Origin of the sequence: Siphonobacter aquaeclarae (genome assembly GCF_900103285.1) — a bacterium.
In the GTDB taxonomy this organism is placed as follows: domain Bacteria; phylum Bacteroidota; class Bacteroidia; order Cytophagales; family Spirosomataceae; genus Siphonobacter; species Siphonobacter aquaeclarae.
In genome coordinates, this window is the sequence record NZ_FNGS01000003.1 from 363,006 (window position 1) to 378,753 (window position 15,748).

Consider the following 15,748-nt stretch of genomic DNA (forward strand, 5'->3'; position numbering starts at 1 on the left):
CTGTCACGAATTACTTCTTGCCCTTGGTGGGAGCAGCTGCCTGACCCGGCTTCGGACGCTTCGCGCCGTACTTCGAGCGGGCTTGCATACGACCCTTCACACCAGCGGTATCCAGGGCGCCACGGATGATGTGGTAACGAACCCCCGGAAGATCCTTCACCCGACCACCACGGATCAGAACGATGGAGTGCTCCTGCAGGTTGTGACCTTCACCCGGGATGTAGGCGTTAACTTCCTTGCCATGTGACAAACGCACACGGGCAACTTTCCGGAGAGCAGAGTTCGGCTTCTTCGGAGTGGTCGTGTACACACGGGTACACACACCGCGTTTCTGCGGGCAAGCATCAAGAGCCGGTGACTTGGATTTCCAAGTTACCCGCTCGCGACCTTTGCGAACTAACTGTGAAATAGTAGGCATGATATGAAAAATAAAAAATGGTTCGTCCTCAAAAAGGGAGTGCAAAAGTAGGTCGTTTTCCGAATAAAGACAAGCTACAGGTGCATTTTTTACAGCCAACTGCCTGAGAATGGGCGATTAGCGTCCCAAACTTACCCCCTTTCAGGGCAGTGAAAAGGCAACGTAACTATCACCCGGCCTGGTTCCCGATTTGTTGCCGCCCGCGGCAATCACGACAAACTGCTTTCCGCCTGCCCGGTAAACGGCTGGCGTAGCATACCCGGCCGCCGGCAGCTGCGTTTCCCACAATACCGCACCGGTTTTCTTGTCAAACGCCCGGAACTTCTCGTCTTTCGTCGCCCCGATGAAAACCAGTCCACCTTTTGTCACCGCAGGGCCCCCGTAGTTTTCGGTACCGGTTGGCGGAATACCTTTGGCCGTCAGCTCCTTAAACTCTCCGAGGACGCTTTTCCAGACAATCTTGCCGGTTTTCAGGTCTATTGCATTGAGCGTACCCCACGGCGGTTTGATCGCCGGGTAGCCATCTTTCGTGGTGAAGCGCTTGTAGCCGGTCATGAGGTAAGGTGTCGTCAGGCCGGCGTCTGCTTTGGCTTCTACTTCTTTTTTGTCGGACGATGACGCGGTATTGAGGAGAAAGGCTACGAGCGCCGACCGGTCTTCCTCCGACAAATGCCCGAAAGAAGGCATGCCGCCGCGCCCGGTTTTGAGCAGCGTCCCAAGGGTGGCCGGAGAGTATTTCTGCTCCAGTTTATCAATGGCGGGAATAGAGCCGTTGCCTTTGCGGTTTAACCCGTGGCAATTGGCGCAATTGGCCGAGAAAAGCGATTGCCCCTTGCCGCCCGGTACATTCGGTACCATCGTAACGGTCCACGGCATCTCATTGGCGTTTACGTACAACCACTGACTTTCAGGATCGAAGGCCGCCCCGCCCCATTCGCCGCCGCCGTCAAATCCCGGAAAAAGTACTGCCCCGCCGAGGCTTGGCGGGTACCACATGGTGTTTTTGCCTGATTTGAAGGCTTTAAAACGCTCCCGGATTTCGGCCTGGTATTCCGGTGAAATATCAATAATGTCTTTTTCGAAAAAAGCCTGCCGCATAAACGGCTCCGGAAGCGTCGGGACGGGTTGGGTGGGCCATACCTGCTCGCCTTTCAGGTCTGTTGCCGTAGGTACGGGTACTTCTTTGATGGGGTAGACCGGGTTGCCCGTTGCCCGATCGAGTAAGAACACAAAACCATGTTTGGTGATCTGGGCGACGGCGTCAATCGTGCGCCCGTCCTTCCGGATGGTTACCAGGTTGGGATTAGCGGGCAGGTCCCGGTCCCAGATATCATGGTGAATGGTCTGAAAATGCCAGATGCGCCTACCCGTAGCGGCATCCAGCGCCAGTATACAGTTGGCAAACAGGTTTTTGCCTTTCCGGAAACCGCCGTAAAAATCATAGGTAGCTGAGCCGGTCGGGACAAAAACGATACCCCGCTTCTCGTCCAGGCTCATTCCTGCCCAGTTATTCGCCGCGCCGATGTGCGGCAGCCGCTTTTTGTCCGACCAGGTTTCATACCCGGATTCGCCGGGATGCGGGATGGTATGGAAAATCCAGCGGCGCTTGCCCGTCCGCACGTCATAGGCGCGGATATGCCCGGGGGCGGCGTCAAGCCCTTCTGACAACCGCATGCCGAGAATAATGACGTCTTTGTAAATAATCCCGGGAGTATTGGAGACGATGAAGAAGGACTTCTTTGGATAATCGAGGTCGTTTTGCAGGTCTACTTTCCCGTTATCGCCAAAAGAGGTGACTGGTTTTCCCGTTGCGGCGTCGAGGCAGAAGAGATTGTTTCCGGCAGAAACGAAGAGGCGGCGTTCGGTGCCGTCTGCCCAGTACGTTACGCCCCGGTTGGTACCGGCCCAGGCATTTTCACCCTTCCAGTAGTGGGAAAGATCGGTCCTCCAGACTTCCTTCCCGCTGGCGCCGTCGAGCGCGAAAACGTTGATATCCGCTGTTGTGGCGAAGAGAATACCGTCGACGACGATCGGCTGGCACTGCATTTGGCCAGGCTTGCCCGTGTGGTATTCCCAGGCTTTCTGCAAATGGGAGACGTTGGCTGTTGTGATCTCTTCCAGCGACGAATAGCGGGAGGCGTCCGGATGCCCGCCGTAGGTATCCCACCGGCTGTAATCGGTGCCAGGCTCCGTCCAGGACAACAAAAGAAGGACCATTCCGGTCAGGAACGGCCATCGGGGAAAAAGGGTCATGAGGTTTCAGAGGTTAGCGCTTGTCCAAATCTACGAAATTGTTTCCGTCGTGCCGGTTGATTTCGATGGCGTCGTATACCGCGTCCATTACCCGGCGGCGTACGCGCTGCGTCGTGATCAGGTTATTGCCCGCATTGGGGTGAACCCGGTTGGACAAAAAGATAAAGACGAGGTCTTCCCGCGGATCAGCCCAGACCAGCGTTCCTGTAAAACCCGAGTGACCAAAGCTCCGGGGAGATACCCGTGGAGAGATATAAGCATTTCCGTCAACGCTGGATAACCGGTCCCAACCCAACCCGCGGAAACTCCGCGTAGTATAGTTCCGGGCATAGATAGGTACAGTGGAAGGAAGGAAATAACGTCTGCCGCCATAATATCCGCCCTGGAGGTTCATCTGCATGAGAATAGCCAGGTCGTTGGCAGTACTGAAGAGTCCGGCATGCCCCGAAACGCCACCCTGAATAGCCGCATTCTGATCGTGTACGGTACCTCTCACCAATACTTCCCGGAAGACGCGGTCGTTTTCCGTTGGTGCGGTTTTCCAGTCAGAAACGCCATTTGTCAGCGGGCTGAACGTCGTATTTGCCATACCCAGCGGTTCATAGAAATAATCGCGGACGAGGGTATCGAGCGGCTGGCCCGATACCTGCTCAACCAGCCGGCGCAGCATGATCAGCCCCAGGTCGGAGTATACAAACCGGTAATGTCCCAGTTTGCCGGCCAGGTAGGGCGTTTTGACAACCCATTTCCAGACAGAGTCTACCGTTGCAGGCTTTGTCCATAAGTTCCGGGCCACCAGCAGCCGGTAATCCAGCGTATCGGCATGGAGGTAAAAATCCGGACTGAAGATACCTTCGGGCTTGGTTCGTTCCCAATACGGCTGAAATGCCACCAGACCGGCCTGGTGCATGAGCAAATCCCGGATAAGGATCGTCTCTTTCCCACTGCCTTTCATTTCCGGTAAATAGGCGCCGATGGGCTGGTTGAGGTCGATTAACCCGTTTTCATTCAGCAACATCACCGCCTGGAGCGTGGCGGTTACTTTCGTCACCGAAGCGAGATCATAGACTGTCGTATCCCGGACCGGCTCGTAAGCGGCCCTGTCGTACGTCAGGCCGCCGTAGTTTTTCTGCCAGACAACGCGCCCGTGGCGGGCTACTACTACCTGTCCGCCCGGAAAAACCCCGTTGCGGATGGATTCTTCCATGATATCGTCGACGGCCTTCAACTTCGCCGAACTCATACCGGCACTTTCGGGGACGCCGTAGGTCAGGCGGCCAATTTCTTCTGTTACGAGTCCATGCCCGGCAGGGTACAGGCCTTCAACGGAAACAGGCAGCTTGCCGGTAGCTTTCAGCGCGCCGAAGAGAACCTCCGCCACGGCTGTCTGTGCATAGGGGTCGCCTTCGTAACCGCAGACGAGGGCCCGGGCTTCCGGGAAGTACTTCAGGCTGTAGGGATTACCAAAAACGCAGACGATGACCCGGTTCCCGCGTTTGACGAGCGTCTGGACAAATTTGACGGACTCCGGCGAGATACCGTAATTCCGGTTGACGCGCTGCTTCATTTCATGCAGACTCACGATAACCGTCTGAACGGAATCGAGCTTTGCCAGGGTTTCAGCGAAGAATACGTCGTCAGACTTGGTATCGCTGGCGTAGCAGGCGACTTTCCCGTACTTGCGGAGTGTCTGCTGAAAAATGTTCGACGGTGATTCGCCAATAGCTACTGAGCTGATTTTCAGTGTATCCAGGTGAATGAAGGGGATGATGTATTCGTCGTTCCGGACGACAGTCACCGCGTTTTCGTATAGCTTTTGCCGAAGGGCTTCCGACTGCGGCGTGCGCAGGTCTTTGAGGAGGTTTTTCGAGACAGACACCGCTTGATACGGCACCAGGCCCGCCCGGTATTTGTACGAAAGGATTTTACGGACCCGCCGGTCGATTTCCTCTACCGTCAGCTGTCCTTTTTCTATCGCCTGTTTGATTTTGACGATCGAAGCCGCGACGCTTTCCGGCTGAAGCAGCAGGTCGTTGCCGGCCAGCAAAGCCTGGAGATTGGCTTCGGGAGCCTGATTTCCCTTGGTGACAGCCCGCATATTCATCGCATCGGTGACGATGAGCCCGTCGAATTTCAATTGATTCCGGAGAAGGTCCGTCACCACCGGCCCCGATAGCGTCGACGCTATCGGCCGTGGATCATACGCCGGAACATAGAGATGCGCCACCAGTACACTGGGAATACTATCCTGGATCAGAGCCCGGAACGGAGGCAGCTCAAGTTCGCCGAGCCGGTCGGCTGAATGCCAGACTTTCGGAAGCGCCTGGTGGGAATCCACCTGCGTATCCCCATGGCCCGGGAAATGCTTGGCACAGGCCAGTACGCCGGCGTCGCGCAGGCCGCGGGCATATGCGATCCCCTTGGCTGCTACATTATCCGGGTTTTCACCGAACGACCGATAGCCGATGATGGGGTTAAGGGGATTGGAGTTGACGTCGACAACCGGAGCGAAATTCATCTGTACTCCGATGCGGCGGCACTGCCGCCCGATTTCCAGGCCCATGTCGTAGATGAGACGGTCGTCCTGTATCGCGCCCAGCGTCATTTGGTGCGGAAACGACATGCCAAGGGCAAGCCGCATACCCAGACCGTTTTCGGCATCGAGTGAAACCAGCAGCGGCACCCGCGAAAGCGCCTGGTACCGGTTGGTCAGATCTGCCTGGGTGAGGGGATCGCCCTGAAAAAACAACAGACCGCCGACATGGTAGTTTCGTATAAGTCTTTCGACAGATGCGTAATAAGATTCGTAACGATTGGAGTATGTTCCGATGACAAAAAACTGACCGATCTTTTCGTCGAGTGTCATCGACGAAAGGGTACTATCCGCCCATCGCGCAGCCAGTGAAGATCGGGCTGCGCTGTCTCTGGGGGTTAGAATCGGGCTAACTTTTTGGTAATCAGTAAAACGGGGGAGTGTCTTCGGAGGTTTTACATTCAGCCACATCATCAACCCGCATAACCCCGTGAAAACAATACTATTCTTCCACATTTGTAAAACCGTACTTACTTTGAAAACACGAAACTATTGGAATTCGATTACTCTTTAAGGGATATATTTCAAAAAATCGGTTCGTTTTTCCCGCGGATTTGGCCGAACTTCGCAGTCTTTCCACCCTGCGAAGAATGAATCCCCCGGAATCATGGCCTCTGTTGGACGCCTGACTCCCGCACGGGATTAACGCGAAGAAGGAAAGAGGCAAGTTTCAGGGTTTTCAAGACACCAACCGTTTCATGCGAGACATTATCCAGCTCCTTCCAGACTCCATAGCCAATCAGATCGCCGCCGGAGAGGTCGTACAGCGACCGGCGTCGGTTGTGAAGGAGTTGCTGGAAAATGCCATCGACGCAGGCGCCAACGCGATCCAACTGATCGTGAAAGACGCCGGAAGGACGCTGATTCAGGTCGTCGACAACGGGTCAGGTATGTCGGAGACCGATGCGCGGATGTGCTTCGAGCGGCATGCTACGTCGAAAATCCGCACGGCCGACGACCTCTTCAAAATCCGGACGATGGGTTTTCGGGGTGAAGCCATGGCCTCCATTGCCGCGGTCGCCCAGGTAGAGCTGAAAACCCGCCGGGAGCAGGATGAGCTCGGCACGCAGATCCGGATCGAAGCATCCGAAGTCAAGAGCCACCAGCCCTGCCAGACGCCGTCCGGTACGACCATCTTCGTCAAAAACCTGTTTTTCAATGTTCCTGCCCGCCGTAATTTCCTGAAATCCAATCCGGTGGAAATGCGGCATATCCTGGACGAATTTCAACGCGTAGCCCTGGCATACCCGGAAATCGCCTTTACACTCCACCACGGAGAGACGGAAGTTTATAACCTCGGCAGCGGTAAGCTCTCGCGGCGGATTGTGGATCTTTTTGGTAAAAACTACCGGGAACAACTAGCCGAGACACGGGAAGAAACGCCATTTGTAAAAGTATCGGGTTATATCGGTAAGCCGGAATTCGCCAAAAAGGTACGCGGAGAACAGTTTTTCTTCGTCAACCAGCGGTTTATCCGGCATGCGTATCTGCATCATGCCGTCCTCAACGGGTTTGAAGGCCTCATCGCCGAAAACAACCACCCGTTTTACGTACTCAACATCGAGATCGACCCGGCGCATATTGATATCAACGTTCACCCGACCAAAACGGAAATCAAGTTTGACGACGAAAAGTCGGTCTATGCGATTGTCCGGGCGGCGGTGAAGAAAGCAACGGGCGTCTATGGCCTGGCCCCTGCGATCGACTTTGAGATGGATGTCAACCTCCTGAATCCCTCAAAATCCCTCAATTTCCAGCAACGGGATTATGCAAGCCATTTTGAAGCGTCGGTCAACGAAAACCGCAAGGTTTCCGATGAAGAAGCCCGCCCGAAAGAGGTGACGTCCTTCCGTCCTTCCAGGCGGAATCCGCAGAACTGGGAACAGTTGTTCGAAGGACTGGAAGGTCCTCCGCAAGCCGAACGGCACAGCGTATTTGACCTTCCCACGGATATTCTCCCGACCGAAAAGCCGTTTACTCCTCCCAGCGAACCGGTGTCGAGCCTGACGTTTCAGAGCAAGGCCAACCGGCTGCCGGACCGCCTGCCCGAAGAAGCCGAAAAACCGAAGCCGACGCTGCTGGATTACGACCGGATGCTCTTTCAGGTGCATAATCGCTATGTGTTGTCTCAGGTAAAGTCCGGGCTGATGGTAGTGGATCAGCGGGCGGCGTATGAGCGTATTCTGTACGACAAGTACCGCGCGTCGCTTGACAAACGGAATGCCGCGTCGCAGCAGTTGCTTTTTCCGAAGACCATTACGCTCAATCCCGTGGATTTTCAGCTGGTACTGGAAATTCAGCATGAAATCCGTGCGCTGGGGTTTGATTTCGCGGAAATCGGGAAGAATGCGTTCATCGTCTACGGTATTCCGACGGATGTGACGGATGAAAACGAGGAGGATCTTTTCGAAGGACTTCTTTCCCAGTTCCGGCAGCATTTCGCCGACCTGAGACTGGACCGGCCTGAAGCCCTGGCCCGGTCGTTTGCGAAGCGGTCGGCGGCCCGGTACCTCGTGCGCCTGTCTACCGAAGAAATGAGCGCGCTGGTCGACCAGCTCTTTGCGTCATCCAATCCCTCCTATACCCCCGGAGGCGAACCTACGTTCTCTATTCTCAGCCTCGATAAGCTGGGAAGCCTTCTCCGTTGAGAAACAAACCGCATTTTAATTTGCAACAACGTTGCAAGATGGTTTACTTTGCCGGGCGTTCCGATCCACGAGCAGCGCCTTCATTATTAAACCAAATCACGATGAAACTGAAATTCGGCCTTCCGGTGATTGCCCTTGCGGCATTGTTTTATTCCTGCGATAAGAAAGAAGATCCGGAACCGGACGAGAACGAACTGATCACGACGATCAAGCTGGTACTCACGAGCGGCACTCAAACCAAAACCTTTCTCTGGAAAGACCTGGACGGAGACGGCGGCAAGGCACCGGTGATTACGGGAGATACATTGTCGAAGAAGACGACGTATTCCTACGCGCTGACGTTCCTCGATGAATCCAAAACCCCGGCAGAAGACGTAACAGCCGAAATCAGGGAAAAAGCGAACGAGCACCTGGTTGTTTTCACCCCGAACCCGTCTAACCTGCTGACGGTGACGATTACGGACAAGGACAGCAAAAACCTGCCCCTGGGGCTGTCCGGAACGATTGCAACGGTTGATTCCACGAAAAACGGAGTACTCAAAATCCGGCTGCGACACCAGCCGGGCACGAAGGATGGCTCCGCAGTTCCCGGTTCCGACGACGCAAACATCGATTTCCCGATCTTTATCAAATAACAAATCCGGCATGCCGGAGGAAAGGCCGTCCGCAAGGATGGCTTTTTTGGTGTTTTAGGGTTTGGAGTTTAGGGTTCAGCGTTTACAAGGCAGTCCAACCCTAAACCCTAAACCCTAAACCCTAAACCCTAAACCCTAAACCCTAAACCCTAAACCGCTTCCGCCGGAACATTTCAGAAAAACAGGCGGTTCGGGGAATAGCATGTACCTTTGTGGTTTACTTAACGTTTCCGGCCGTGGTCGTACCCTATAAAGAAGAACAGGATACCAGCAAAAAAGAGCAGGTCGCGAAGATGTTTGACAACATTTCGCATCGCTATGACTTCCTGAATCATTTTCTGAGCCTTGGCATCGATATCCTCTGGAGAAAGAAAGCCATCGGTCTTCTCAAAAAAGAAAACCCCAAAAAGATCCTCGACATTGCGACGGGAACTGGAGATTTCGCCGTGGAAGCGCTTGCGCTGAACCCGGACAAGGTAATCGGCGTGGATATTTCAGCAGGCATGCTGGCGCACGGCCGGGAGAAAATCCAGCGGAAAGGATTGCAGGATAAGATCGAGCTCCGTCTGGGAGATTCGGAAAAGCTTCCCTTCGAAGACAATTCCTTTGACGCTGTCATCGTTTCTTTCGGCGTACGGAACTTCGAAAACCTCGAAAAGGGCCTGTCGGATATGAACAGGGTACTGCGACCGGGCGGCACGTGTGTTGTTCTGGAATTTTCGAAACCACGGGGATTCGTATTTAAAACCCTGTACAATTTCTATTTCAAGGCGATTCTGCCGGTTATCGGCGCGGTGTTTTCGAAAGACCAGTCGGCCTATACCTACCTCCCGGAATCGGTTCAGGCCTTCCCGGATGGAGACGACTTTCTGGAAATATACCGCCGTGTCGGTTTTTCACAGACGAGAGCCATTCCCCTTACCTTCGGGATCAGCTCGATCTATATCGGAAAAAAGTAATCTATGATGCGTCAGTTACGGATGTCAGCCGGTAAGAAACGGTCGCTGACTGCCTTCTTCGCCAGTACTGTATCCATCCGTATGGGAGTAGTTTGCCTGTTGGTAGCAGCAGCCGGAAAGGTTGGTGCGCAAAACACGATATACCAACGCAAGCATCTCGAGTTTTACGACGATAAAAAGGTTCACTACGGGTTCTTCTTCGGTATTCCGAATACGCGTTATACGATCAAGCACAACGAGCAGTTTAACCAGCCGGATACGGTACTGTCGGCCAATTCGGCGAATAGTATCGGCTTCCGGATGGGTTTTCTGATGAACGTCTATATGAGCCCCCGGTTTGATTTCCGGTGGTCTCCGCTAACGATCTCGATCTACAGCCGGAATGTGGATTACTTGCTCAACGGCGGCCAGGAACAACGGCTGAAACGGGAATCTACCTGGGTCGAATTCCCCTTTATGTTGAAATACAAGTCATTGCGCCGGGGAAACACGCGTATGTATGCCGTAGCGGGCTTCCGCGCAGGCTTTGAAGCGAATGTCCGGAAGAAGGCCGTTGCGAAAGAGCTTCAGCTGCCGACGAAATCCTCTGACTTCAGCATCGAATACGGCGTTGGGTTTGAGCGCTTTTTCGAATTCTTCAAGTTCACACCCGAGCTGCACTTTTCGCATGGGCTTGTAAACGTTTTTGAACCGAATAATACGATTTACAGCAAAGGTATCCGTAGTCTTAATACGCATACTGTAACGCTGTATCTGATGTTCGAATAGAAATAAGGCTACCAAAAGGAAAGGCGACCCGAATGGGCCGCCTTTTTTTATGCTTACATGTCAGAACTTAATCGTTCAGATTATAGTGATTGACTTTGCCGCCTTTGAGGATAACCGTGAGGTCGGCGAGGGGAATGTTCTGACGGATATAGGCCGGCGTTTCGAGTTCCGTTTCCCAGGCGGGATCGGGCTGCGCCAGCTTTTGGGTAAACTCCTGAATCATCCGGGTGGTCGTAGCCGAAGCATCGTCATCCTGCCAGATTTCCTTTTCGAGCTGGCGGGTATGGTCGTCGGGATGGCCGACAGACGTCTTGACCAGGTTCACCGGCTCGTCTTCTTCAAAAGGGCCGAGATCATCATCGGTATCCTGAGGTTGCTGCGAGTAGTACGGACCGGCCGGCTGCTGCGACGATTGGGGCTGCGACTCAAGCGGGTACTTCTGTTCGCCCGGACGGCGTTCGTCAAGCTTGCGGACGTATACCGAATTTTCGGGAAGGTCGAATCCGGCAGCGATGATCGTAAAGCGCATGGCCTTGCCGAGGCTGTCGTCCGGAATAGGGCTGATTTTGAGCAGCCGGGCTTTTCCGCCGATCCGGTCTTCGATGAATTTGGTAATAGCCTTCTGCTCCATCATCCGCATCGGGTTTTCCTTGCTGTAAGAGATGGTAATCAGAATCCGCTTGGCGCCTTTGATATCGCGGTTGTCGAGCAGCGGCGAACTCAGGGCTTCTTCCACGCAGGTGACGGCACGATCTTCTCCTTCGGCCGAGTACAGCCCGATAACGGCCTGACCGGCTCCCTTGAGGATCGTTTTCACGTCGTTCATATCGGAGTTGATCTTACCGGACTTGGTGACGATCTCGGAGATACAGCGGGCGGCGTTGGCCAGGACATCGTCGGCTTTGGCGTAGGCATCGTCGACGGTCATATCCGGATACAGCTCCAGCAGTTTTTCGTTGAGAATAACGACAACGGTATCGCAGTACTTCTGCAATTCGCGGATACCTTCCCGGGCCTGTTCGATTTTGTCCTCGCCTTCGTCGTCGAATGGCGCCGTAACAATCGCAACAGTAAGGACGTTGAGATCATTGGCAATACGCGCAATGACGGGAGCCGCACCGGTACCGGTTCCACCGCCCATACCGGCGGTGATAAAGAGCATTTCGGTGTTGTCTTCGAGGACTTTCCGGATTTCCGCTTCGCTTTCTTCGGCAGCGAGACGGCCCTGCTTGGCGTCCATCCCGGCCCCGATGCCTTTCTGGTTGACGGTCTGGTTACCGAGCTGAATTTTATAGTCGATGGGGCTTTCGTCGAGCGATTGCCGGTCGGTATTGCAGACAATGAAATCAACGTCCTCGATACCGTGGTTAAACATGTGGCGTACTGCGTTGCAGCCGCCGCCGCCCACGCCGAAAACCTTGATATAGGAGCGGAAATGCTTAACCGAGCTGAATGAATAGTTGTGATCGAGAAGCATAGCAGTGAGGTTGAATACGGAGAGTCCCGTTCACGTTTTGTATCAGAGATGAAGTAGGGAGGGCGCGGCGAAGCCGCGCCCCCGGTATCATGCGGGTTTCGGATCCCAGCCTTCCGGCCGCTGGCCGTTTCGGGATTCGAATTCGTCCCGGAAAATAGCTTTGTACCAGCTGTTCCAGTCGAGGCCCATGCGCCACCATTTCCGTTCCTGATCGCCGTCGCCGTTTTCGGAATCCTGGTGTTCGGGTTCAGTCGGTTGCTGGGGCTTGGGCGGCTCAGGAGGCCGCTGCTGGCTATGCCCGTTTGTCTGCGGAGCAGGTGCGGGCGTGGCCGGGCGCTGATAAGTCGGCGCCGGCGGAGGTACGTGTACAGGGCGGGGACTGGTCGTCGCTCCCAGAGACTCATACAGCTCGTCGCGCGGGTCGAGCGAACGGAAGCCCAGGCGCACCAGCCCGAGCGCCGTTGCATACGACAGGTTGTTCGTGATTTCCGGCTTCTGTTTGTTGTAGCCCTGGTTCGGCCGGCCGACCTGCACGTGCATAGCCGTTACCGTCCGGAATACTTCCTGGATGCTGTCGAGGCGGGATGCACCGCCCGTCAGGACGATACCCGTTTTGATTTTCCGCTCGTATCCGGCGTGGCGTACCACAGCCGCGACAAACGAAGCAATATCGCGTACGCGTGACTCGATGATCACGGCGACGTTTTTCAGGGAAACATTTTTCGGGGGAAGGCTCTCCAGTACGTTCGGAACAGCCACTACTTCATTGAGGCGAACTTCCTTGTGTACAGCGGTACCAAAACGCAGCTTGAGGTCTTCGGCTACGTTCTCCGGAACGTCGCACCCGATCTCAATGTCTTTCGTAATAGCTTTACCGCCAACCGGGAACGATGCCACGCAACGGACCAGCTCGCCCTGGATGATGACGACGTCGGTCTTGCCTGCGCCGATATCCACCAGAACGACGCCATGCTCCTTTTCCTCTTCGCTCAGCACCGACATGGTCGCCGCCAGCGAAGACAGGTAAACATGCTTCGGGGGAACGTGTACGCCTGCCCAGTCCAGGCTCTTCAACAGCGTGCTGATGGGCTTGAGCGGAATCGTCACCACCTGAAACTTCCCGCGGAGGTGCGTGCCGGTGACCCCCACGATGTGATAGTGCTCTTCCGAATCTCCGTCAACGCTGTATTCCTGCGGCAGGACGTGCAGGATAGCCGCCCCGTCGATCTTGGTACGGCCGACGTTGCCGAGCAGCCGCTGCAAATCTTCATGCCGTACTTCATCGCCTTCGGACACGTAATCGCGGGAGAGGTCGCTGATTTTGGGCAGAGAGTTCACCTGATGGCTGGCCACGCTGATGAAATACTGGTTCGGAATAACGCCGGCTTGCTCGGTCGCTTCCTGTACGGCCTTCTTAATGAACTTACTGACAAAATCAGGATTAAGAATAGCTCCTTTTGTAACAAGATTCTTGAACTTCTTGTCCTTGAATTCTACCCGACTGACGCCACGCACGTCCAGTTTCTGGTCCTGATCCAACTGTCCGATCACGACACAGACCTTCGTGGTTCCAACATCAATCCCGCAAACAATCTTTTTCTCCATACGGCACGGCTTTAGGGTTGATCGGTTTTATCGCTCATCAACGTTTGATCCTCGAGACAGGCGCGGGCCTATTCGCGGCTTAAAGTAATAAAAAAATATTATATTGACTATCAGTGTTTTAATGTGTCAACTTTTGTACACACGATCTGATTTTGGTACTTAACACTCACTTTTGAATAGGAACTCCATCCACGCAAAGGTAAAATCTGACGAAAAAACGTCTTCATCTTTTTGAACTTTGCGTCCCGGCCGGCTGCCGGTCCGAACTCCACCGGCACATCCCCGACCTGGGGCCACATGGTAACCTCTCCCTGCCGGTCTACTTCCATCCAGCCGATCTGCGCCCGCCAGAGCGAATCCCGGTCAATCTGCCGGATCAGGCTGAGCAGAGACGAATCCCGCACGGCCCGCAGGTTATTCTTCCGTTCGAAATACGGCCCCGACAGAAGCAGTACGCGTGCGGTCGACCGCTCCGAGAGCGGCATAAAACGCCCCTCTTCGTTCAGGTACCGGTCCATACCATTATCCGGGAGATCGGGCTGGATCAGCCGGGCAATCGGCTGATGCGTGATCACCCGTACTTCCAGCGAGCCTTTCAGGTTCCGGGAAATCTGACAATCCTTCACCAGAGGATTGGATTCTACCCGGCTTTCCAGGTAGTTCAGGTCCATTTGCCGAAACGGGCGACCTTCCAGCGGACGCTTTCCGGCCTCGGAGAGAATCATTTCAATGTCTTTCCGGGCGAGGAGGGGAGTCCGGGAATCTTCCAGTATTATCTCCACCTTTTCGCAACGCTGGGAGGTATACCACTTCTCACCGAATCCCAGCAATACCCCAAGAAAAACCAGTCCGATGACCACCTTCACCCAACTTCTTAATCGAAAGATAGAAAACTTCTCCAAGTCGTCAGGGCCCCCGTTTCAAAAATTAGCTAATGGTATTCAGGATATTAACTTATTGCAATGCACTTCCGGTCGCCGCTACTTCCCATGCGCAGGTTCCGGGCGCAATTGCTGACGCAACGGCTGGATCAGCGTATCGATGTCTCCGGCACCGATAGTCACTACGACATCCAGCGGCAGTTTCGCCAATACTTCCAGTACATCCGATTTACTACACTTGATTTTGTCGCTTGTCGTGATCTTGTCAAAAATGACATCCGACGTTATGCCCGGAATCGGCAACTCCCGCGCCGGGTAAATATCGAGCAGCAATACCCGGTCGGCCAGGCTCAGGGATGCCGCAAAGCCTTCCTGAAAATCCCGCGTACGGGTAAACAGGTGCGGCTGAAACACCGCCGTAACGTGCCGTCCCGGATACAGGGCCTTTACCGATTTCAGGAAGGCTTCAATTTCAGCCGGGTGATGCGCATAATCATCGATGTAAACCGGCTCCTCGAGGTGGTATTCAAACCGACGCTTCACACCGCGATAGCTATTGAGCCCGTCGCGTATTTCCTGCGGTGATAACCCCGCCTGCAGGCAGACCGCAAAGGCGGCGACTGCATTCTCGGCATTGTGGTACCCCGGAACCGTGAGCGCGATACCCTCGCAGATACCCCCCGGATAGGCAATGTCAAACCGGAAGCGGTGATCAGCGATATGGCAGTTTTCGACGTGATATTCCCCCTCTCCGAAGCTATACCGGCGAACGGCCGCACGGGTCTGCCCGGCGAGCGTAAGCCCGTCACGCATAAACAGCACGCCATCCGGGTGAATCTGACTGACAAAATCCCCGAACGACTTCAGTACTTCCGACCCCGAACCATAAATATCCAGGTGATCCGCATCCGTCGACGTAACCACGGCGAGATCGGGATGAAGGGTCAGAAAACTGCGGTCGAACTCATCGGCTTCCACCACACAGAGGATTTCCCGCGGATTATCAGTCGGCTCGTTCAGCAGGAAATTCGTTTGGTAATTCTGAGTGATACCGCCCAGAAATGCCGCTACATTTCTTCCCGCATGCTTCAGTACATGGGCAATCATGGACGACGTCGTCGTTTTCCCATGCGTACCCGCTACGGCAATCAGGTACAGATCTGCCGTCAGCAATCCCAATACCTGTGACCGCTTCAGAATCTGGAAACCTCCGTTCCGGAACCAGGCCCATTCGGTATGGTCTTTCGGAATGGCCGGTGTAAGGACAACCAGCGTATCGTTTTTGTCCCGGAATGCGTCGGGAATCTCATTGACAGCGTCTTCGTAATGAATGGAAATCCCTTCCGATTCCAGCGCTCTCGTCAGCGGCGTGGCGGTTTTGTCATAACCTGCCACGGCATAGCCGTTGACATTAAACCACCGGGCGATGGCGCTCATCCCGATGCCCCCGATGCCGAGGAAGTAAATATGTTTATACGAACGAATGGAGGCTGACATGGATGGTTAACTCA

11 protein-coding genes are annotated in these 15,748 nt (G+C 54.6%); 4 read left to right on the forward strand and 7 right to left on the reverse strand.

Annotated elements, in window-relative coordinates; genetic code table 11:
- Positions 1 to 10 precede the first annotated feature (10 nt).
- The 3 genes from rpsL to BLR09_RS08715 all read right to left on the reverse strand — a co-directional run bounded on the left by rpsL (position 11) and on the right by BLR09_RS08715 (position 5,537).
- Positions 11 to 418 (reverse strand): 30S ribosomal protein S12, encoded by a 408-nt coding sequence (gene rpsL, locus BLR09_RS08705; protein WP_093200531.1) that lies wholly within the window; start codon positions 416 to 418, stop codon positions 11 to 13.
- A 141-nt stretch (positions 419 to 559) separates the two neighbouring features.
- Positions 560 to 2,671, reverse strand: a complete 2,112-nt coding sequence (locus tag BLR09_RS08710) for an outer membrane protein assembly factor BamB family protein (RefSeq protein WP_093200534.1) — start codon at positions 2,669 to 2,671, stop codon at positions 560 to 562.
- Between the two features lie 13 nt (positions 2,672 to 2,684).
- Positions 2,685 to 5,537 (reverse strand): serine hydrolase domain-containing protein, encoded by a 2,853-nt coding sequence (locus tag BLR09_RS08715; protein ID WP_176785496.1) that lies wholly within the window; start codon positions 5,535 to 5,537, stop codon positions 2,685 to 2,687.
- A 425-nt stretch (positions 5,538 to 5,962) separates the two neighbouring features.
- On the opposite strand from BLR09_RS08715, the gene mutL reads away from it, so the two are divergent.
- The 4 genes from mutL to porT all read left to right on the forward strand — a co-directional run bounded on the left by mutL (position 5,963) and on the right by porT (position 10,274).
- A complete protein-coding gene (gene mutL / locus BLR09_RS08720) occupies positions 5,963 to 7,912 on the forward strand; it encodes a DNA mismatch repair endonuclease MutL (protein ID WP_093200539.1) in 1,950 nt (649 codons plus the stop codon).
- Positions 7,913 to 8,013: 101 nt separating this feature from the next.
- The gene (locus BLR09_RS08725; RefSeq protein WP_093200541.1) at positions 8,014 to 8,547 is read left to right on the forward strand and encodes a hypothetical protein; all 534 of its coding nucleotides are present in this window, start codon (positions 8,014 to 8,016) and stop codon (positions 8,545 to 8,547) included.
- A 236-nt stretch (positions 8,548 to 8,783) separates the two neighbouring features.
- On the forward strand, positions 8,784 to 9,506 hold the full coding sequence (gene ubiE, locus BLR09_RS08730; RefSeq protein WP_262507473.1) for a bifunctional demethylmenaquinone methyltransferase/2-methoxy-6-polyprenyl-1,4-benzoquinol methylase UbiE: 723 nt from the start codon (positions 8,784 to 8,786) through the stop codon (positions 9,504 to 9,506).
- Positions 9,507 to 9,509: 3 nt separating this feature from the next.
- Positions 9,510 to 10,274, forward strand: coding sequence for a type IX secretion/gliding motility protein PorT/SprT (porT, locus tag BLR09_RS08735; RefSeq protein WP_245689886.1), 765 nt, complete (start codon positions 9,510 to 9,512; stop codon positions 10,272 to 10,274).
- 67 nt (positions 10,275 to 10,341) lie between these two features.
- Here porT and ftsZ read toward each other — a convergent pair whose 3' ends face one another.
- From ftsZ to murC, 4 genes are all read right to left on the reverse strand, one after another.
- Positions 10,342 to 11,751: a cell division protein FtsZ gene (gene ftsZ, locus BLR09_RS08740; protein ID WP_093200544.1), complete on the reverse strand. Its 1,410-nt coding sequence runs from the start codon at positions 11,749 to 11,751 to the stop codon at positions 10,342 to 10,344.
- An 87-nt stretch (positions 11,752 to 11,838) separates the two neighbouring features.
- A complete protein-coding gene (ftsA, locus tag BLR09_RS08745; protein ID WP_093200546.1) occupies positions 11,839 to 13,356 on the reverse strand; it encodes a cell division protein FtsA in 1,518 nt (505 codons plus the stop codon).
- Positions 13,357 to 13,466: 110 nt separating this feature from the next.
- Entirely contained in the window at positions 13,467 to 14,222 is a 756-nt protein-coding gene (locus tag BLR09_RS08750) for a cell division protein FtsQ/DivIB (RefSeq protein WP_093200549.1), read from the reverse strand.
- Between the two features lie 114 nt (positions 14,223 to 14,336).
- On the reverse strand, positions 14,337 to 15,734 hold the full coding sequence (gene murC / locus BLR09_RS08755; protein WP_093200551.1) for a UDP-N-acetylmuramate--L-alanine ligase: 1,398 nt from the start codon (positions 15,732 to 15,734) through the stop codon (positions 14,337 to 14,339).
- Positions 15,735 to 15,748: the final 14 nt, after the last annotated feature.